This window comes from Pseudomonas alkylphenolica, from assembly GCF_016009175.1.
Lineage (GTDB): Bacteria > Pseudomonadota > Gammaproteobacteria > Pseudomonadales > Pseudomonadaceae > Aquipseudomonas > Aquipseudomonas alkylphenolica_B.
Window position 1 is genome coordinate 1 of sequence record NZ_JADUCM010000006.1, and the last position, 14,103, is coordinate 14,103.

Sequence of the window (14,103 nt, forward strand, 5' to 3'; positions counted from 1 at the left end):
CCCCCCCCCCCCCCCCCCCCCGCGGTCTGCGCGGGGCGCCCCCCCCCCCCCCCCGCCCGCCCCCCCCCCCCCCCCCCCCCAACGCCGGGTCGAAGATGGTGGTCAGCGCCGAACAGCTGTTCGACACCATCGGTGGCGGGCACCTGGAATACAAGGCCATGAAAATCGCCCGGCAAATGCTTGCCGAGCGCCGCGAGTCCCCGCACCTGGAACGCTTCAGCCTTGGCGCCAGCCTCGGTCAGTGCTGCGGCGGCGCCACGGTACTGCTGTTCGAGCCCATGGGTCAGGTTCAGGCGCAGATCGCCGTGTTCGGTGCAGGCCATGTCGGCCGCGCTCTGGTACCCTTGCTCGCCGCGCTACCCTGCAAGGTGCGCTGGATCGACTCGCGCGAACAGGAGTTCCCCGAAAGCATTCCCGCCGGGGTCAGCAAGATTGTCAGTGAAGAGCCGGTCGATGAAGTCGACGACCTGCCCGCCGGCAGCTATTGCATTGTCATGACCCACAACCATCAGCTGGACCTTGAGCTGACGGCCGCGATCCTCAAACGCAACGATTTCACCTGGTTCGGCCTGATCGGCTCGAAAACCAAACGCGTCAAGTTCGAGCATCGCCTGCGCGAACGCGGCTACAGCGACGAACGCCTGCAACGCATGCGTTGCCCGATGGGCCTGGCCGAGGTCAAGGGCAAGCTGCCGATCGAGATCGCCGTGTCCATCGCCGCGGAAATCATTGCCACCTACAACGCCAGCTTTGGCCAGCACGACAATGCTACCAACGCCGGCCCCATTGCCCAATTGCTGCCGCCTTCACGGCGCAGCCAAGCCATATGACGAGAGCCCTATGAGCGCAACCCGCAAAGCCTACCGTGCCGCCATCCTGCACAGCATCGCCGACCCTGCCGAAGTGGGCATCGAAGCGTCGTACCAGTATTTCGAAGACGGCCTGCTGGTGGTCGACAACGGCAAGATCAGCGCCCTGGGGCATGCCAGCGAACTGTTGCCGACCCTGCCCGCCGACATTGAAGTGCAGCACCATCAGGACGCACTGATCACCCCGGGCTTTATCGACACCCATATCCACTTTCCGCAGACCGGCATGATCGGTTCCTACGGCGAGCAACTGCTGGACTGGCTCAACACCTACACCTTCCCGTGCGAGAAGCAGTTTGCCGACAAGTCACACGCCGACAAGGTGGCGAAGATCTTCGTCGAAGAACTGCTGCGCAACGGCACCACCACTGCCCTGGTGTTTGGCAGCGTGCACCCCGAGTCGGTCAACGCCTTCTTCGAAGAGGCAGAGCGCCTGGACCTGCGCATGATCGCCGGCAAGGTGATGATGGACCGCAATGCCCCGGACTACCTGACCGACACCGCCGAGTCCGGCTACACCGAAAGCAAGGCGCTGATCGAGCGCTGGCACGGCAAAGGCCGTCTGCACTACGCAGTCACCCCGCGCTTTGCGCCGACCAGCACCCCGGAACAGCTGGCGCTGGCCGGTCAATTGCTGGGCGAATTCCCCGACCTGTACATGCACACGCACCTGAGCGAAAACCTCAAGGAAATCGGCTGGGTCAAAGAGCTGTTCCCGGAGCGCAAGGCCTACCTCGACGTCTACGACCACTTCAAGCTGCTCGGCGAGCGCTCGGTGTTCGCCCACGGCGTGCACCTGTGCGACGAGGAATGTCAGCGCCTGGCCGAAACCGGTTCGGCCGTGGCGTTCTGCCCGACCTCCAACCTGTTTCTGGGCAGCGGTTTGTTCAACCTGCCTCAGGCTGAGCGTTTCAAGGTCAAGGTCGGTCTGGGGACGGATGTCGGCGCAGGCACCAGCTTCTCGCTGCTCAACACCCTGAATGAGGCATACAAGGTAATGCAACTTCAGGGCGCACGCCTGAGTCCGTTCAAGTCACTGTACCTGGCGACACTGGGCGGTGCCCAGGCGCTGTACCTGGATGACCGAATCGGCAGCCTAAAACCGGGCAACGATGCCGACTTCGTGGTCCTCGACTACAAAGCGACACCGTTGATGGACTACCGCATCCAGCAATCGAACAGCATCGACGAGACACTGTTCGTGCTGATGACCCTGGGCGACGACCGTACCGTCAAACAGACGTTCGCCGCCGGGCGCTGCGTGCACCAGCGCTAAGGCTCACGAGCCAGGCCGCGGTACAGCGCGCCGCCGATCACTGCCCCGATCAGCGGCGCCACCCAGAACAGCCACAGCTGCTGCAGTGCCCAGCCACCGACGAACAGCGCCGGTCCGGTGCTGCGCGCCGGGTTGACCGAGGTGTTGGTCACCGGAATCGAGATCAAGTGGATCAGGGTCAGCGCCAGGCCAATGGCAATCGGCGCAAAGCCTGCCGGTGCACGGCTGTCGGTGGCGCCCATGATGATCAGGATGAACATCGCAGTCATCACCACCTCACTGGCAAAGCCTGCCGCCAATGAATAGCCCGCCGGCGAATGCTCGGCATAGCCGTTGGAGGCCAGCCCCGACGACAATTCGAAGCCCGCTTTGCCGCTGGCGATGAAGTAGATCACGCCCGCAGCAATGATGGCCCCGATCACCTGGGCAACGACGTAAGGAATGAGTTCTTTGGCCGGGAAACGCCCGCCGACTACCAGGCCCAGCGAGACGGCCGGGTTCAGGTGACACCCCGAGATATGGCCAATGGCAAAGGCCATTGTCAGCACAGTGAGGCCAAAGGCCAACGCCACCCCGACCAGCCCGATCCCCGCCGGCAGCGAGGCGGCCAACACCGCGCTGCCGCAACCACCCAACACCAACCAGAAGGTTCCGATCAGCTCCGCACCCATGCGTTTGCCTAGTGGCATCGACATATTCCATTCCTCACCGAGTTGAAGTTACACGCTTAACGCGCAAGCCCAACTGCTGGATGAAGGTTTGCGGTAGTGAACAGGTGAGAATCTAGCAGAGGATGGTCGAAGTGCCAGTTGGCCTGGAACGCAACGAAAAACAGCGTAGGAGCCAGGCTTGCCGGCGAAGCAGGCGCGGCAGTCTATCTGCTGCACCGCATCACCGTTCTTCGCGGGCAAGCCTCGCTCCTACCAGCGATTGGGCCTTAGCCCTTGAGGGGGGCAGCACCGCGTTTTTTGGTTTGCAGCAGGTGCGAGAACACCGCGTGCAGGTCATCCGAGGCGCTGTCTTCGTCGAGGTTGAGCTTGCTGTCGATATGGTCCATGTGGTGCATCATCAGGCTGACCGCCAGGTTGGCATCACGCGCTTCGATGGCATCGATCAACTGCATGTGCTCGTCGTAGGAGCAGTGCGAACGGTTGCCGCTTTCGTACTGGGCAATGATCAGCGAAGTTTGCGACACCAGGCTGCGCTGGAAGCTGATCAAGGGCGCGTTGCCTGCCGCTTCGGCCAGCTTGAGGTGGAATTCGCCGGACAGACGAATGCCTGCACCGCGGTCACCACGGGAGAAGCTGTCGCGCTCGTCGCGGACCATCTGGCGCAGTTCGTTGAGCTGCTCCGCGGTTGCGTGCTCGACTGCAAGCTCGGTGATCGCACGTTCAACCATGCGCCGCGAGAAGAACACCTGACGCGCCTCTTCGACCGTCGGGCTGGCCACCACGGCACCGCGATTGGGCCGCAACAGCACCACGCTTTCATGCGCCAGGCGCGACAGCGCTCGACGAATGATGGTGCGGCTGACACCAAAGATTTCCCCCAGCGCTTCCTCGCTCAATTTGGTACCCGGCGCCAGGCGCTGTTCGAGAATGGCCTCGAAAATGTGCGCGTAGACGATATCGTCCTGGGTTCCACTGCGTCCGGCCTTGCCGGTACGTACAGGTTTCTTGAGGGGTTGCAGCTGTTCGTTCATGGGCGCTCGTGCACGGAAATCCGCCAATCGGACCCTGACTTTAATAGCAGTCAGCGGGGCGAAGGCAAGTCCTGGTAAGAAAATTAAACGATTAAGGTATGGACGCATTGTACACAGCCGCAGCGATTTCTGCAGGGGATGATGGCCTTTATAGCTAGACGCAGAAATTATTTGAGCACAACACCAAAAACATTATTTGCATTCTTTGTATACAAACGCATAATCCATGCGTGCAACTTCCTGACTCAGAAGTCAACAAACGGTCCGGTCGCCTGCCATCCCATCCGCCTCACAGAGCTCCCCAGTGCGTGCGCAGGACTGGCTCTGAAAAACAAGAAAAGACTTGAGGAGTACACGCTGTGGAAAGCCGCAAATCCGAAGCCCCTACGCTGGATCTTGCCCCACCGCTCGAAACGAGCTGGCTGGAGCGGATTTTCAAACTCAAGCTACATGGCACCACCGTCAAAACCGAAATGATCGCCGGGTTGACCACCTTTATCACCATGGCGTACATCATTTTCGTCAACCCCAACATCATGGCCGACGCCGGTATCGATCACGGGGCGGCATTCGTCGCCACCTGTATTGCCGCCGCACTGGGCTGTCTGTTGATGGGCCTGTATGCCAACTGGCCGGTCGGCCTGGCACCCGGCATGGGGCTCAACGCCTTCTTCACCTACACCGTGGTCGGGACCATGGGCTACACCTGGGAAGCTGCGCTGGGCGCAGTGTTCGTCTCCGGGGTGCTGTTCATGCTGCTGACCCTGTCGCGCGTGCGTGAATGGCTGCTCAACAGCATTCCCGTGAGCTTGCGTCATGCAATGGGTGCCGGCGTCGGATTGTTTCTCGGACTGATCGGTCTTAAAACTGCCGGAATTGTCGTCGACAGCCCGGCCACCCTGATCAAGCTCGGATCCCTGCACGAACCTGGCCCGCTGCTGGCGGCGATCTGCTTCCTGATGATCGCGGTACTCAGCTATCACCGCGTGTTTGGTGCGATCCTGATCAGCATCATCAGCGTCACCCTCGCCGGCTGGGGCCTGGGCCTGGTCGAATATGGCGGTTTGTTCTCGCTGCCGCCGAGTCTGGCACCGACCTGGATGGCCATGGACGTCGCCGGCGTGTTCAACGTCAGCATGATCGCCGTGGTGTTTGCCTTCCTCTTCGTGCACATGTTCGACACTGCCGGCACCCTGATGGGCGTCGCCCAGCGGGCCAACCTGGTGAATGCTGACGGCCGTATCGAAAACCTTTCTCGGGCCTTGAAGGCTGACAGCGCATCCAGCGTATTCGGTGCCGTGGTCGGCGTACCGCCGGTCACCAGCTACGTGGAGAGTGCTGCCGGTGTGGCCGCGGGGGGGCGTACCGGCCTGACGGCTGTGGTGGTCGGCCTGTTCTTTATTGCCGCGATGTTCTTCGCACCACTGGCCGGGATGATTCCCGCCTACGCCACGGCAGGTGCGTTGATCTACGTCGCCATGCTGATGATGGGCAGCATGGCCCACATCAACTGGGATGAAGCCACCGACAGCATTCCGGCGATCGTCACCGCGATTATGATGCCGCTGACCTTCTCGGTTGCCGACGGCATTGCCCTGGGCTTTATCACCTATGTCGTGCTCAAGGCCGGTACCGGGCGTTTCAGCGAGATCTCCGCGAGCCTGTGGGTGCTGACCGCAATCTTCATTGCCAAGTTCGTATTCCTGTAACCACACCCCTGGGGTACACAAAGCCTCACCTTCGGGTGGGGCTTTTTTATTCATAGCGCACAGGTCTGCGGCGTACCCCAACCTGTAGGAGCGTGGCTTGCCCGCGAAAAGCGATGACGCGGTGCATCAGGGGCACCGTGGTGCCTGGTTCGCCGGCAAGCCTGGCTCCTACGTCGATGGCCTGCAGGTGGGATTGTTGTCCCGACACCAACCACTTGCGACTCCCTCAAAGGCAGTTGCGCCCACGAAAACCCGGGCAAAAAAAAGCCCGCCAGTGTGATAGCGGGCAAGGACCTACGAAGATTCTTCTAGCGACCAACTAGCTTCCACGATAGGTCGAGTAACTGTACGGCGAGATCAACAGAGGCACGTGGTAGTGATCCTGCTCGGCGCTGATGCCAAAACGCAGGACCACGACGTCCAGGAATGCATGCTCGGGCAACTGCACACCACGGGCACGGTAGTAATCGCCGGCATTGAACTGCAGCTGGTAAACGCCACTGCGATAGTCATCGCCCTGCAGCAGCGGCGCATCGCAACGGCCGTCGCTGTTGGTAAGCGCGGTGTTTACCAGTTCCAGCTGCTGGCCTTCGACCCGGTACAGCTCGACCTTGATCGAACTGCCAGGGCAGCCATGTGCGGCATCCAGTACATGCGTGGTCAATCGTCCCATTGCTTGCTCGCCTCTGTTCTGTCTGTGGGCAAAAAATCCCGCACGGCACCGGCAGGGGGCACGGCAACGTACGACTGTCGGATTATTAAGACATTTTTCTGTAAAATTGTACACAATAATTAGGTATTCTTTCCGGGCAACGCCTTACCCCCCTGTAAATACGCCATCAGTCGCAAAACCAGACGGCTGGCCATTGATCGCGTCATAAGCTGACCAATCAGGCAGATTTCTTGCAGAGGGTTTTCGGGGGCTGACTGCAAAGAAATACGAAAAAACAGGCTTACAAACCGCAAACAAAGTTGTATACAATCATCTCATCGACGTGGGCGATACCCTACCCGGGCGCCACGCCATCCGTTTACACGTATAAGAAGGAAGACTGCAGTGAGCGCTGATTATCCTCGCGACCTGATCGGTTACGGCAATACCCCACCCCATCCGCGCTGGCCGGGGAATGCCCGCATCGCTTTGTCTTTCGTGCTCAATTACGAAGAAGGTGGTGAACGCAACATTCTTCACGGAGACAAGGAATCAGAAGCCTTTCTCTCGGAAATGGTCGCCGCCCAGCCCCTGCAGGGCGCTCGTAACATGAGCATGGAATCGCTCTACGAGTACGGTAGCCGTGCCGGCGTCTGGCGCCTGCTCAAGCTGTTCAAGGACACCGGCGTGCCGATGACCATCTTCGCCGTCGCCATGGCCGCCCAGCGCCACCCGGACGTGATCCGCGCCATGGTCGAAGCCGGCCACGAAATCTGCAGCCACGGCTACCGCTGGATCGACTACCAGAACATGGATGAGGCGCAGGAGCGTGAGCACATGCTCGAAGCCATCCGCATCCTCACCGAGCTGACCGGCGAACGTCCGCTGGGCTGGTACACCGGCCGCACCGGGCCGAACACCCGCCGCCTGGTGATGGAGGAAGGTGGCTTCCTCTACGACAGCGACACCTATGACGATGACCTGCCCTACTGGGAACCGAACAACCCGACCGGCAAAGCGCACCTGGTGATCCCCTACACCCTGGACACCAACGACATGCGTTTCACCCAGGTCCAAGGTTTCAACTGTGGCGAGCAGTTCTTCCAGTACCTCAAAGACGCCTTCGACGTGCTCTACGAAGAAGGCGCCGAAGCGCCAAAAATGCTCTCCATCGGCCTGCACTGCCGCCTGGTCGGCCGTCCGGCACGCCTGGCCGCACTCAAGCGCTTCATCGAATACGCCAAGAGCCATGATCAAGTCTGGTTCACCCGGCGCGTGGACATCGCCCGTCACTGGCATGCCACCCACCCTTACAAAGCCGAGACTGTCTAATGACCGCGTTCAAAACCCTCACGCCTTCGACCCTGGAACGCCAGGCGTTCGTCGAAGCGTTTGCCGACATCTACGAACACTCGCCGTGGGTTGCCGAAAAAGCCTACGACCTGGGCCAACTGCAGGAAATCGACCAGATCGAAGCCCTGCACCAGCGCATGAGCGACATTCTCCTGAGTGCCGATCACGCCGCCCAGCTGGCACTGATCAACGCTCACCCGGACCTCGCCGGCAAGGCCGCGATCCAGGGCGAACTGACCGAATCGAGCACCAATGAACAGGCCGGCGCCGGCATTCACCAGTGCACCGCCGAAGAGTTCGAACGCTTCACCGAGCTTAACGACGCCTACAAGGCCAAGTTCCAGTTTCCGTTCATCATGGCGGTAAAAGGCAGCAATCGGCACCAGATCCTCGCCTCCTTCGAGAAGCGCATCCACAACTCGGTCGAAGCCGAGTTCAAGGAAGCGCTGGCGCAGATCAACCTGATTGCCCTGTTCCGCCTGCTGCAACTTTAAGGGCAAGGCCAGCCTTACCCTCCACAACACAGAATAAAGAGATACCGCATGCGCACTTTAGTGATTGAGCCCTTGACCAAAGAAGCCTTCGCCCCTTTCGGTGACGTGATCGAAACCGACGGCAGCGACCACTTCATGATCAACAACGGTTCGACCATGCGCTTCCACAAGCTGGCCACGGTACAAACCGCCCAGCCCGAGGACAACGCGATCATCAGCATCTTCCGTGCCGACGCACAGGACATGCCACTGACCGTACGCATGCTGGAGCGCCATCCGCTGGGCAGCCAGGCGTTTATTCCGCTGCTCGGCAATCCCTTTCTGATCGTGGTCGCGCCCGTTGGCGATGCACCTGTATCAGGTTTGGTCCGTGCTTTTGTCAGCAATGGCAAGCAGGGCATTAATTACCATCGCGGCGTCTGGCACCACCCGGTGCTGACGATCGAAAAGCGGGATGACTTCCTGGTGGTTGATCGCAGTGGCACTGGCAACAACTGCGATGAGCATTTTTTCAATGAGGATGAGCAACTGATCCTCGCCCCCCACCAATAAGAGAAGACCTGAGCACCCGGATACAGGGTGCCAGGGTAGAGGTAAAGACTGTGGAAGCACATCTGTTGGAATGGCTGAACCTGAGCGTGCGTTGGGTTCACATGATCACTGGCGTGGCATGGATTGGCGCGTCGTTCTACTTCGTCTGGCTGGAAAACAACCTCAACCGGGCCAACCCGCGCGACGGTCTGTCCGGCGATCTCTGGGCGATTCACGGTGGCGGGATCTACCACCTGGAGAAGTACAAGCTGGCTCCGCCAAAAATGCCGGAGAACCTGCACTGGTTCAAATGGGAAGCCTACTTCACCTGGATGTCGGGTATTGCCCTGCTGTGCCTGGTGTTCTACTGGAACCCGACGCTGTACCTGCTGGCACCTGGCAGCACCCTGAGCGGCGCTGAAGGTATCGCCATCGGTGTCGGCTCGCTGATCGCTGGCTGGTTCATCTACGACTTCCTTTGCGACTCGCCACTGGGCAAGCGCCCTGGCCTGCTCGGCCTGGTGCTGTTCGTGCTGGTCATTGCCGCCTGCTACGGTTTCAGCCAGGTGTTCAGCGGTCGTGGTGCGTACCTGCACACCGGCGCGATCATCGGCACCATCATGGTCGGTAACGTATTCCGCATCATCATGCCGGCCCAGCGTCAGCTGGTCGCTGCCATCGAAGCCAACCAGACCCCGGATCCGCTCCTGCCGGCCAAGGGCCTGCTGCGCTCGCGTCACAACAACTACTTCACCCTGCCGGTGCTGTTCATCATGATCAGCAACCACTTCCCGAGCACCTACGGCAGCCAGTACAACTGGTTGATCCTGGGCGGCATCGCGGTGGCTGCAGTGTTGGTACGTCATTACTTCAACACCCGTCACGACAGCAACAAATACGCCTGGACCCTGCCAGTCGGTGCCCTGTCGATGATCTGCCTGGCGTACGTCACCGGCCCTGCGCCGATGCCGACCGCACCTGAACAGGCCGCTGCCAAGATCGAGTACCAGCCGCTGCCGGAAACGGCGCTGGGCGGCAAGACTGCTGCCGAGAAAGCTGCAGAGAAAGCCGCCGAACCTGCCCAGGCAGCTGCCCCGGCTGAAGAACCGGCGGCACCTGTGGCGAAACTGGACGATGCCGGCTTCGACAAGATCCACAGCGTCATCCAGGAACGTTGCGCCGTGTGCCATTCGGCCAAGCCGACCAGCCCGCTGTTCAGCGCAGCCCCTGCCGGGGTCATGCTCGACACCCCGCAACAGATCCAGCAACAGGCCTCGCGCATTCAGGCGCAAGCCGTCACCAGCCAGATCATGCCCCTGGGCAACATCACTCAGATGACCCAGCAGGAACGTGAACTGATTGGCGCGTGGATCGCCAAAGGTGCTCCAACGAACTAAGCAACAGGCTTCAAGCGGCAAGCTACAAGCTGCAAGCCAAGCACCACCACCTGCTCTCCTTGAGGCGTGGTGCTTGAAGCTTGCAGCTCAAAGAATAAAAACAAAACCGAGGTGTTGCATGTCCGAGTCACGCAAGGCGTACATCCCCGTTGCGCCCCCACGACAGCCACTGCCAATGCTCCAACTGTTCCTGGTGGGTCTTCAACATGTCTTGCTGATGTACGGAGGCGCGATTGCCGTGCCACTGATCATCGGCCAGGCCGCCGGCCTTTCTCGTGAAGAAGTCGCTTTCCTGATCAATGCCGACCTGCTGGTCGCTGGTGTCGCCACCATCGTCCAGTCGTTCGGCATTGGCGCAGTCGGCATCCGTATGCCGGTGATGATGGGCGCAAGCTTTGCTGCTGTCGGCAGCATGGTGGCCATGGCCGGAATGCCCGGTGTCGGCCTGCAAGGCATCTTTGGTGCGACCATCGCCGCCGGTTTCTTCGGCATGCTGATCGCCCCGTTCATGTCCAAGGTGGTGCGTTTCTTCCCACCGCTGGTGACCGGCACGGTCATCACCTCGATTGGTCTTTCGCTGTTTCCGGTTGCGGTCAACTGGGCCGGCGGCGGTGCCAGCGCCGAAACCTTCGGCTCCCCCATCTACCTGATTGTTGCTGGCCTGGTGCTGGCGACCATCCTCCTGGTCAACCGCTTCATGCGCGGTTTCTGGGTCAATGTCTCGGTGCTCATCGGCATGGGCCTGGGCTATATCCTGGCCGGCTCGATCGGCATGGTCGACCTCTCCGGCCTCGACGAGGCACCCTGGGTGCAAGTGGTAACGCCGCTGCACTTCGGCATGCCGACCTTCAGCCTGGCGCCGATCCTGTCGATGTGCCTGGTGGTGGTAATCATCTTCGTCGAATCCACCGGGATGTTCCTGGCCCTGGGCAAGGTCACTGACCGCGAAGTCACCCCGGGCATGCTGCGCCGCGGGCTGATGTGCGACGCCGGTGCCTCCTTCGTTGCCGGCTTCTTCAACACCTTCACCCACTCCTCCTTCGCCCAGAATATCGGCCTGGTGCAGATGACCGGCGTACGTTGCCGATACGTCACAGTGGTTGCCGGTGGTTTCCTGATCCTGCTCAGCCTGCTGCCCAAGGCCGCCTTCCTGATCGCCTCGATTCCGCCAGCGGTACTGGGCGGCGCGTCCATCGCCATGTTCGGCATGGTCGCCGCCACCGGGATCAAGATCCTCCAGGAAGCCGATATCGCCGACCGCCGCAACCAGTTGCTGGTCGCCGTCAGCGTCGGCATGGGCCTGATTCCCGTGGTGCGCCCTGAGTTCTTCGCGCAAATGCCGCAATGGATGGAGCCCATCACCCACAGCGGTATTGCCATGGCCACGGTCAGCGCGCTGATCCTCAACCTGCTGTTCAACATTCTTGGCGGCGCCGAGCGCGCAGCGCACAACGAAGCAGCCCACCAGCACTGAGTCTGCGGGCGGCGCTTGCCGCCCGGTTCCACCCGAGCACTACGCAGGACCGTCGACCCGTGGGAGCGGGTCGGCCGGGGCGTCTCGCGCCGAATACCCAAACCAACAATAACAAAGCCGGGAATCACAACATGAAGGGCATCACCACCTCACTCCTGTTGGGTAGCAGTCTGCTGGCCGCATTGCCAGCCACCGCAGGAGACCTGCTGCTTTGGCAGACCAACAGCCTCTCCTACCTGTACGGCACCAAATTCGAGGTCAACCCTGCGATCCAGCAGACTGTGACCTTTGAGCACGCCGACAAATGGAAATACGGCGATAACTTCCTGTTTATCGACAAGATCTTTTACAACGGCGGCACAGACCGCAACAAAGGCAACAACACCTATTACGGTGAGTTCAGCCCACGCTTGTCGTTCGGCAAGATCTTCGACCGCAAATTCGAATTCGGCCCCATCAAAGACGTGTTGATCGCCATGACCTACGAGTCTGGCGAAGGTGACAACGAAGCCTACCTGATCGGTCCAGGCTTCGACCTGGCGATTCCCGGTTTCAACTACTTCACCCTCAACATCATGCAGCGCAACACCGAAGGCAGCCGCCCGGGTGATGGCGTCTGGCAGATCACACCAACATTCTCCTACACCATTCCTGCGGGCAAATCGGACATTCTCGTCGATGGCTACATGGACTGGGTCGTCGACAACGACGAGACCCGCCGCGGTACCTATCACGCCAACCTGCACTTCAACCCTCAGGTCAAATATGACCTGGGCAAGGCGCTGAACTACGGCGCCAAGCAGCTGTACGTAGGTTTTGAGTACAGCTACTGGAAGGACAAATACGGCATCGAAGACAGCGATCGGCTGGACACCCGGCAAAGCGTTGCCAGTGCCCTGGTCAAGTTTCACTTTTGATTCCTGACCATTCGCTCAGCTTTAGTTCCACCACTCCAGGACGGAGTACTTGAGGAGCAACGCGCAAGTCAGTAATCTGCGCGGCCCCTCGATCAGGGCAGGACGGATCCTGCCTGCGTTTGCTGACCGCTCAGTCAATGAATTCGGGCGGTTGGCAGGCGTAACGCCAACCTGAAAGACCCTTTTTCAGCTGTTCAGAGAGACGTCGAGCAGGATTGTTGTGCCGTACCCGGAAAGTTGGCGCAGCACTTGCCAATTAGCTGTGGCCAATCGAAAAAAACTGACTCGAAAGACAAGTATTACAACGTAACGGTGCCACCCAGAGTACCGACAACAGAATCAATCAAGGGAGCAACACAGCGATGCGCATGACCACTAGCCTGATTCTCGCCGGCAGCCTGCTGGCGGCCAGCACGGCCGCCACCGCCGACGACCTGCTGCAATGGCAGAACAACAGCCTGACCTACCTGTGGGGCAAGAACTTCGCCGTCAACCCGGAAATCCAGCAGACCGTGACCTTCGAGCACGCCGATGCCTGGAAGTACGGTGACAACTTCTTCTTCGTCGACAAGATCTTCTACAACGGCGATAAAGACTTCAACAACGGCGACAACACCTACTACGGTGAATTCAGCCCGCGCCTGTCGTTCGGCAAGATCTTTGACCAGAAGCTGGAGTTCGGCCCGGTCAAGGACGTGCTGCTGGCCATGACCTACGAGTTCGGCGAAGGCGACACCGAGTCCTACCTGATCGGCCCGGGCTTTGACCTGGCGATTCCGGGCTTCGACTACTTCCAGTTGAACTTCTACCAGCGCAACACCGAAGGCAGCCGCGCCGGTGACAACGTCTGGCAGATCACCCCGGTGTGGGCCTACACCATCCCTGTGGGTAACTCGGACATTCTCATCGACGGCTTCATGGACTGGGTTGTGGATAACGACGCCACCAGCCGCCGTGGTACTTACCACGCGAACCTGCACTTTAACCCGCAGGTCAAGTATGACCTGGGTAAAGCGCTGAACTGGGGCGAGAAGCAACTGTACGTCGGTTTCGAATACGACTACTGGAAGAACAAGTACGGGATCAAGGACAGCGACGCGTTTGATACCGACCAGAACACTGCCAGCTTCCTGGTCAAAGTGCACTTCTGATCACGTCCGCTTCGAAGACCGTGCCTGAACAGGCACGGTCTTAAATTCCAAATCGAGATTTACAGAGTTTTCCTAATAAAAATAAAGAAACTTCCTACAAAAAAGTTAGTAGGGATTTTTCTTTTGAACGCTCAAGCAAAAATAAAGAACACAGGCAGTCAAACTCGGGACGATGACACCGACCACGATCAGCCCGAACAAGACCACATGCCCCTCGACGAGCCTGAGCACGTCGGCAAGTAAAAGCCCAAGGCAGACCACCGCGCCAAGTACGCCGGCCCCCAGGCAGCTGGCATTCGACACACCGGGCATATGTCTGCGCGCGTTAAGCAGCACCAACACACACAAGGTCGTCCAGGCCAAAGCGGCGACCATGTACAAGCCAAGATGGAAGACATCATAAGTTAGCGCTTTAAAGGGCATAACGTTCTCCCTGGACAAACGACAAGAGCGGCCTGTGCGACTGGCTCTTATCCAACCCTCTACGTTTATGATCTGCCACTATAAACCGGTATAAATTCTCCGACTGCATTTCTTTAACAAATTTTTCTCATCCACTTCGCTAGTTTGCACGGCCT

13 protein-coding genes and 1 pseudogene are annotated in these 14,103 nt (G+C 59.7%); 10 read left to right on the forward strand and 4 right to left on the reverse strand.

The features are described 5' to 3' along the window. Window positions 1-74: 74 nt before the first annotated feature. Both xdhC and guaD read left to right on the forward strand, forming a co-directional pair. Window positions 75-830: pseudogene (gene xdhC / locus I5S59_RS07920) on the forward strand (xanthine dehydrogenase accessory protein XdhC); the annotation flags it as partial. 10 nt (window positions 831-840) lie between these two features. Further along, complete coding sequence (guaD, locus tag I5S59_RS07925) at window positions 841-2,145, forward strand: guanine deaminase (protein WP_197876137.1); 1,305 nt, start codon at window positions 841-843, stop codon at window positions 2,143-2,145. Here guaD and aqpZ read toward each other — a convergent pair. Then, window positions 2,142-2,840, reverse strand: a complete 699-nt coding sequence (gene aqpZ / locus I5S59_RS07930) for an aquaporin Z (RefSeq protein ID WP_128324419.1) — start codon at window positions 2,838-2,840, stop codon at window positions 2,142-2,144. The two genes, guaD and aqpZ, sit on opposite strands and share 4 nt — an antisense overlap. Window positions 2,841-3,082: 242 nt before the next feature. Continuing rightward, complete coding sequence (locus tag I5S59_RS07935; protein ID WP_197876138.1) at window positions 3,083-3,847, reverse strand: GntR family transcriptional regulator; 765 nt, start codon at window positions 3,845-3,847, stop codon at window positions 3,083-3,085. Window positions 3,848-4,206: 359 nt separating this feature from the next. On the opposite strand from I5S59_RS07935, the gene I5S59_RS07940 reads away from it, so the two are divergent. After that, window positions 4,207-5,556, forward strand: coding sequence for an NCS2 family permease (locus I5S59_RS07940; protein WP_038613228.1), 1,350 nt, complete (start codon window positions 4,207-4,209; stop codon window positions 5,554-5,556). Window positions 5,557-5,875: 319 nt separating this feature from the next. On the opposite strand, the gene uraH is transcribed toward I5S59_RS07940, so the two are convergent. Further along, window positions 5,876-6,229 (reverse strand): hydroxyisourate hydrolase, encoded by a 354-nt coding sequence (gene uraH, locus I5S59_RS07945; protein WP_197876139.1) that lies wholly within the window; start codon window positions 6,227-6,229, stop codon window positions 5,876-5,878. Between the two features lie 384 nt (window positions 6,230-6,613). Between uraH and puuE the strand changes: the two genes are divergently transcribed. From puuE to I5S59_RS07980, 7 genes are all read left to right on the forward strand, one after another. Further along, window positions 6,614-7,540, forward strand: coding sequence for an allantoinase PuuE (puuE, locus tag I5S59_RS07950; protein ID WP_197876140.1), 927 nt, complete (start codon window positions 6,614-6,616; stop codon window positions 7,538-7,540). After that, window positions 7,540-8,055, forward strand: coding sequence for a 2-oxo-4-hydroxy-4-carboxy-5-ureidoimidazoline decarboxylase (uraD, locus tag I5S59_RS07955; protein WP_128324415.1), 516 nt, complete (start codon window positions 7,540-7,542; stop codon window positions 8,053-8,055). Before puuE ends, uraD begins: the two co-directional genes overlap by 1 nt. A 48-nt stretch (window positions 8,056-8,103) precedes the next feature. Then, complete coding sequence (locus I5S59_RS07960; RefSeq protein ID WP_128324414.1) at window positions 8,104-8,607, forward strand: ureidoglycolate lyase; 504 nt, start codon at window positions 8,104-8,106, stop codon at window positions 8,605-8,607. A 50-nt stretch (window positions 8,608-8,657) separates the two neighbouring features. After that, window positions 8,658-9,983 carry a urate hydroxylase PuuD gene (locus tag I5S59_RS07965; RefSeq protein WP_197876141.1) on the forward strand — a complete coding sequence of 442 codons (1,326 nt, stop codon included), beginning with the start codon at window positions 8,658-8,660 and terminating at the stop codon, window positions 9,981-9,983. Between the two features lie 118 nt (window positions 9,984-10,101). Beyond that, window positions 10,102-11,457, forward strand: coding sequence for a nucleobase:cation symporter-2 family protein (locus tag I5S59_RS07970; protein WP_128324412.1), 1,356 nt, complete (start codon window positions 10,102-10,104; stop codon window positions 11,455-11,457). Between the two features lie 131 nt (window positions 11,458-11,588). Beyond that, complete coding sequence (locus tag I5S59_RS07975; RefSeq protein ID WP_197876142.1) at window positions 11,589-12,374, forward strand: outer membrane protein OmpK; 786 nt, start codon at window positions 11,589-11,591, stop codon at window positions 12,372-12,374. Window positions 12,375-12,736: 362 nt separating this feature from the next. After that, window positions 12,737-13,525 carry an outer membrane protein OmpK gene (locus I5S59_RS07980; protein WP_197876143.1) on the forward strand — a complete coding sequence of 263 codons (789 nt, stop codon included), beginning with the start codon at window positions 12,737-12,739 and terminating at the stop codon, window positions 13,523-13,525. A 105-nt stretch (window positions 13,526-13,630) separates the two neighbouring features. Here the strand turns inward: I5S59_RS07980 and I5S59_RS07985 are convergent, their stop codons facing one another. Continuing rightward, window positions 13,631-13,948: a hypothetical protein gene (locus tag I5S59_RS07985; protein WP_197876144.1), complete on the reverse strand. Its 318-nt coding sequence runs from the start codon at window positions 13,946-13,948 to the stop codon at window positions 13,631-13,633. Window positions 13,949-14,103: the final 155 nt, after the last annotated feature.

Coding starts and splice junctions, on each gene's coding strand:
- I5S59_RS07980 (WP_197876143.1), top strand. CDS start 12,737: ATGCGCATGACCACTAGCCTGATTCTCGCCGGCAGCCTGCTGGCGGCC.
- I5S59_RS07985 (WP_197876144.1), bottom strand. CDS start 13,948: ATGCCCTTTAAAGCGCTAACTTATGATGTCTTCCATCTTGGCTTGTAC.
- uraH (WP_197876139.1), bottom strand. CDS start 6,229: ATGGGACGATTGACCACGCATGTACTGGATGCCGCACATGGCTGCCCT.
- I5S59_RS07960 (WP_128324414.1), top strand. CDS start 8,104: ATGCGCACTTTAGTGATTGAGCCCTTGACCAAAGAAGCCTTCGCCCCT.
- I5S59_RS07975 (WP_197876142.1), top strand. CDS start 11,589: ATGAAGGGCATCACCACCTCACTCCTGTTGGGTAGCAGTCTGCTGGCC.
- guaD (WP_197876137.1), top strand. CDS start 841: ATGAGCGCAACCCGCAAAGCCTACCGTGCCGCCATCCTGCACAGCATC.
- aqpZ (WP_128324419.1), bottom strand. CDS start 2,840: ATGTCGATGCCACTAGGCAAACGCATGGGTGCGGAGCTGATCGGAACC.
- I5S59_RS07935 (WP_197876138.1), bottom strand. CDS start 3,847: ATGAACGAACAGCTGCAACCCCTCAAGAAACCTGTACGTACCGGCAAG.
- I5S59_RS07970 (WP_128324412.1), top strand. CDS start 10,102: ATGTCCGAGTCACGCAAGGCGTACATCCCCGTTGCGCCCCCACGACAG.
- uraD (WP_128324415.1), top strand. CDS start 7,540: ATGACCGCGTTCAAAACCCTCACGCCTTCGACCCTGGAACGCCAGGCG.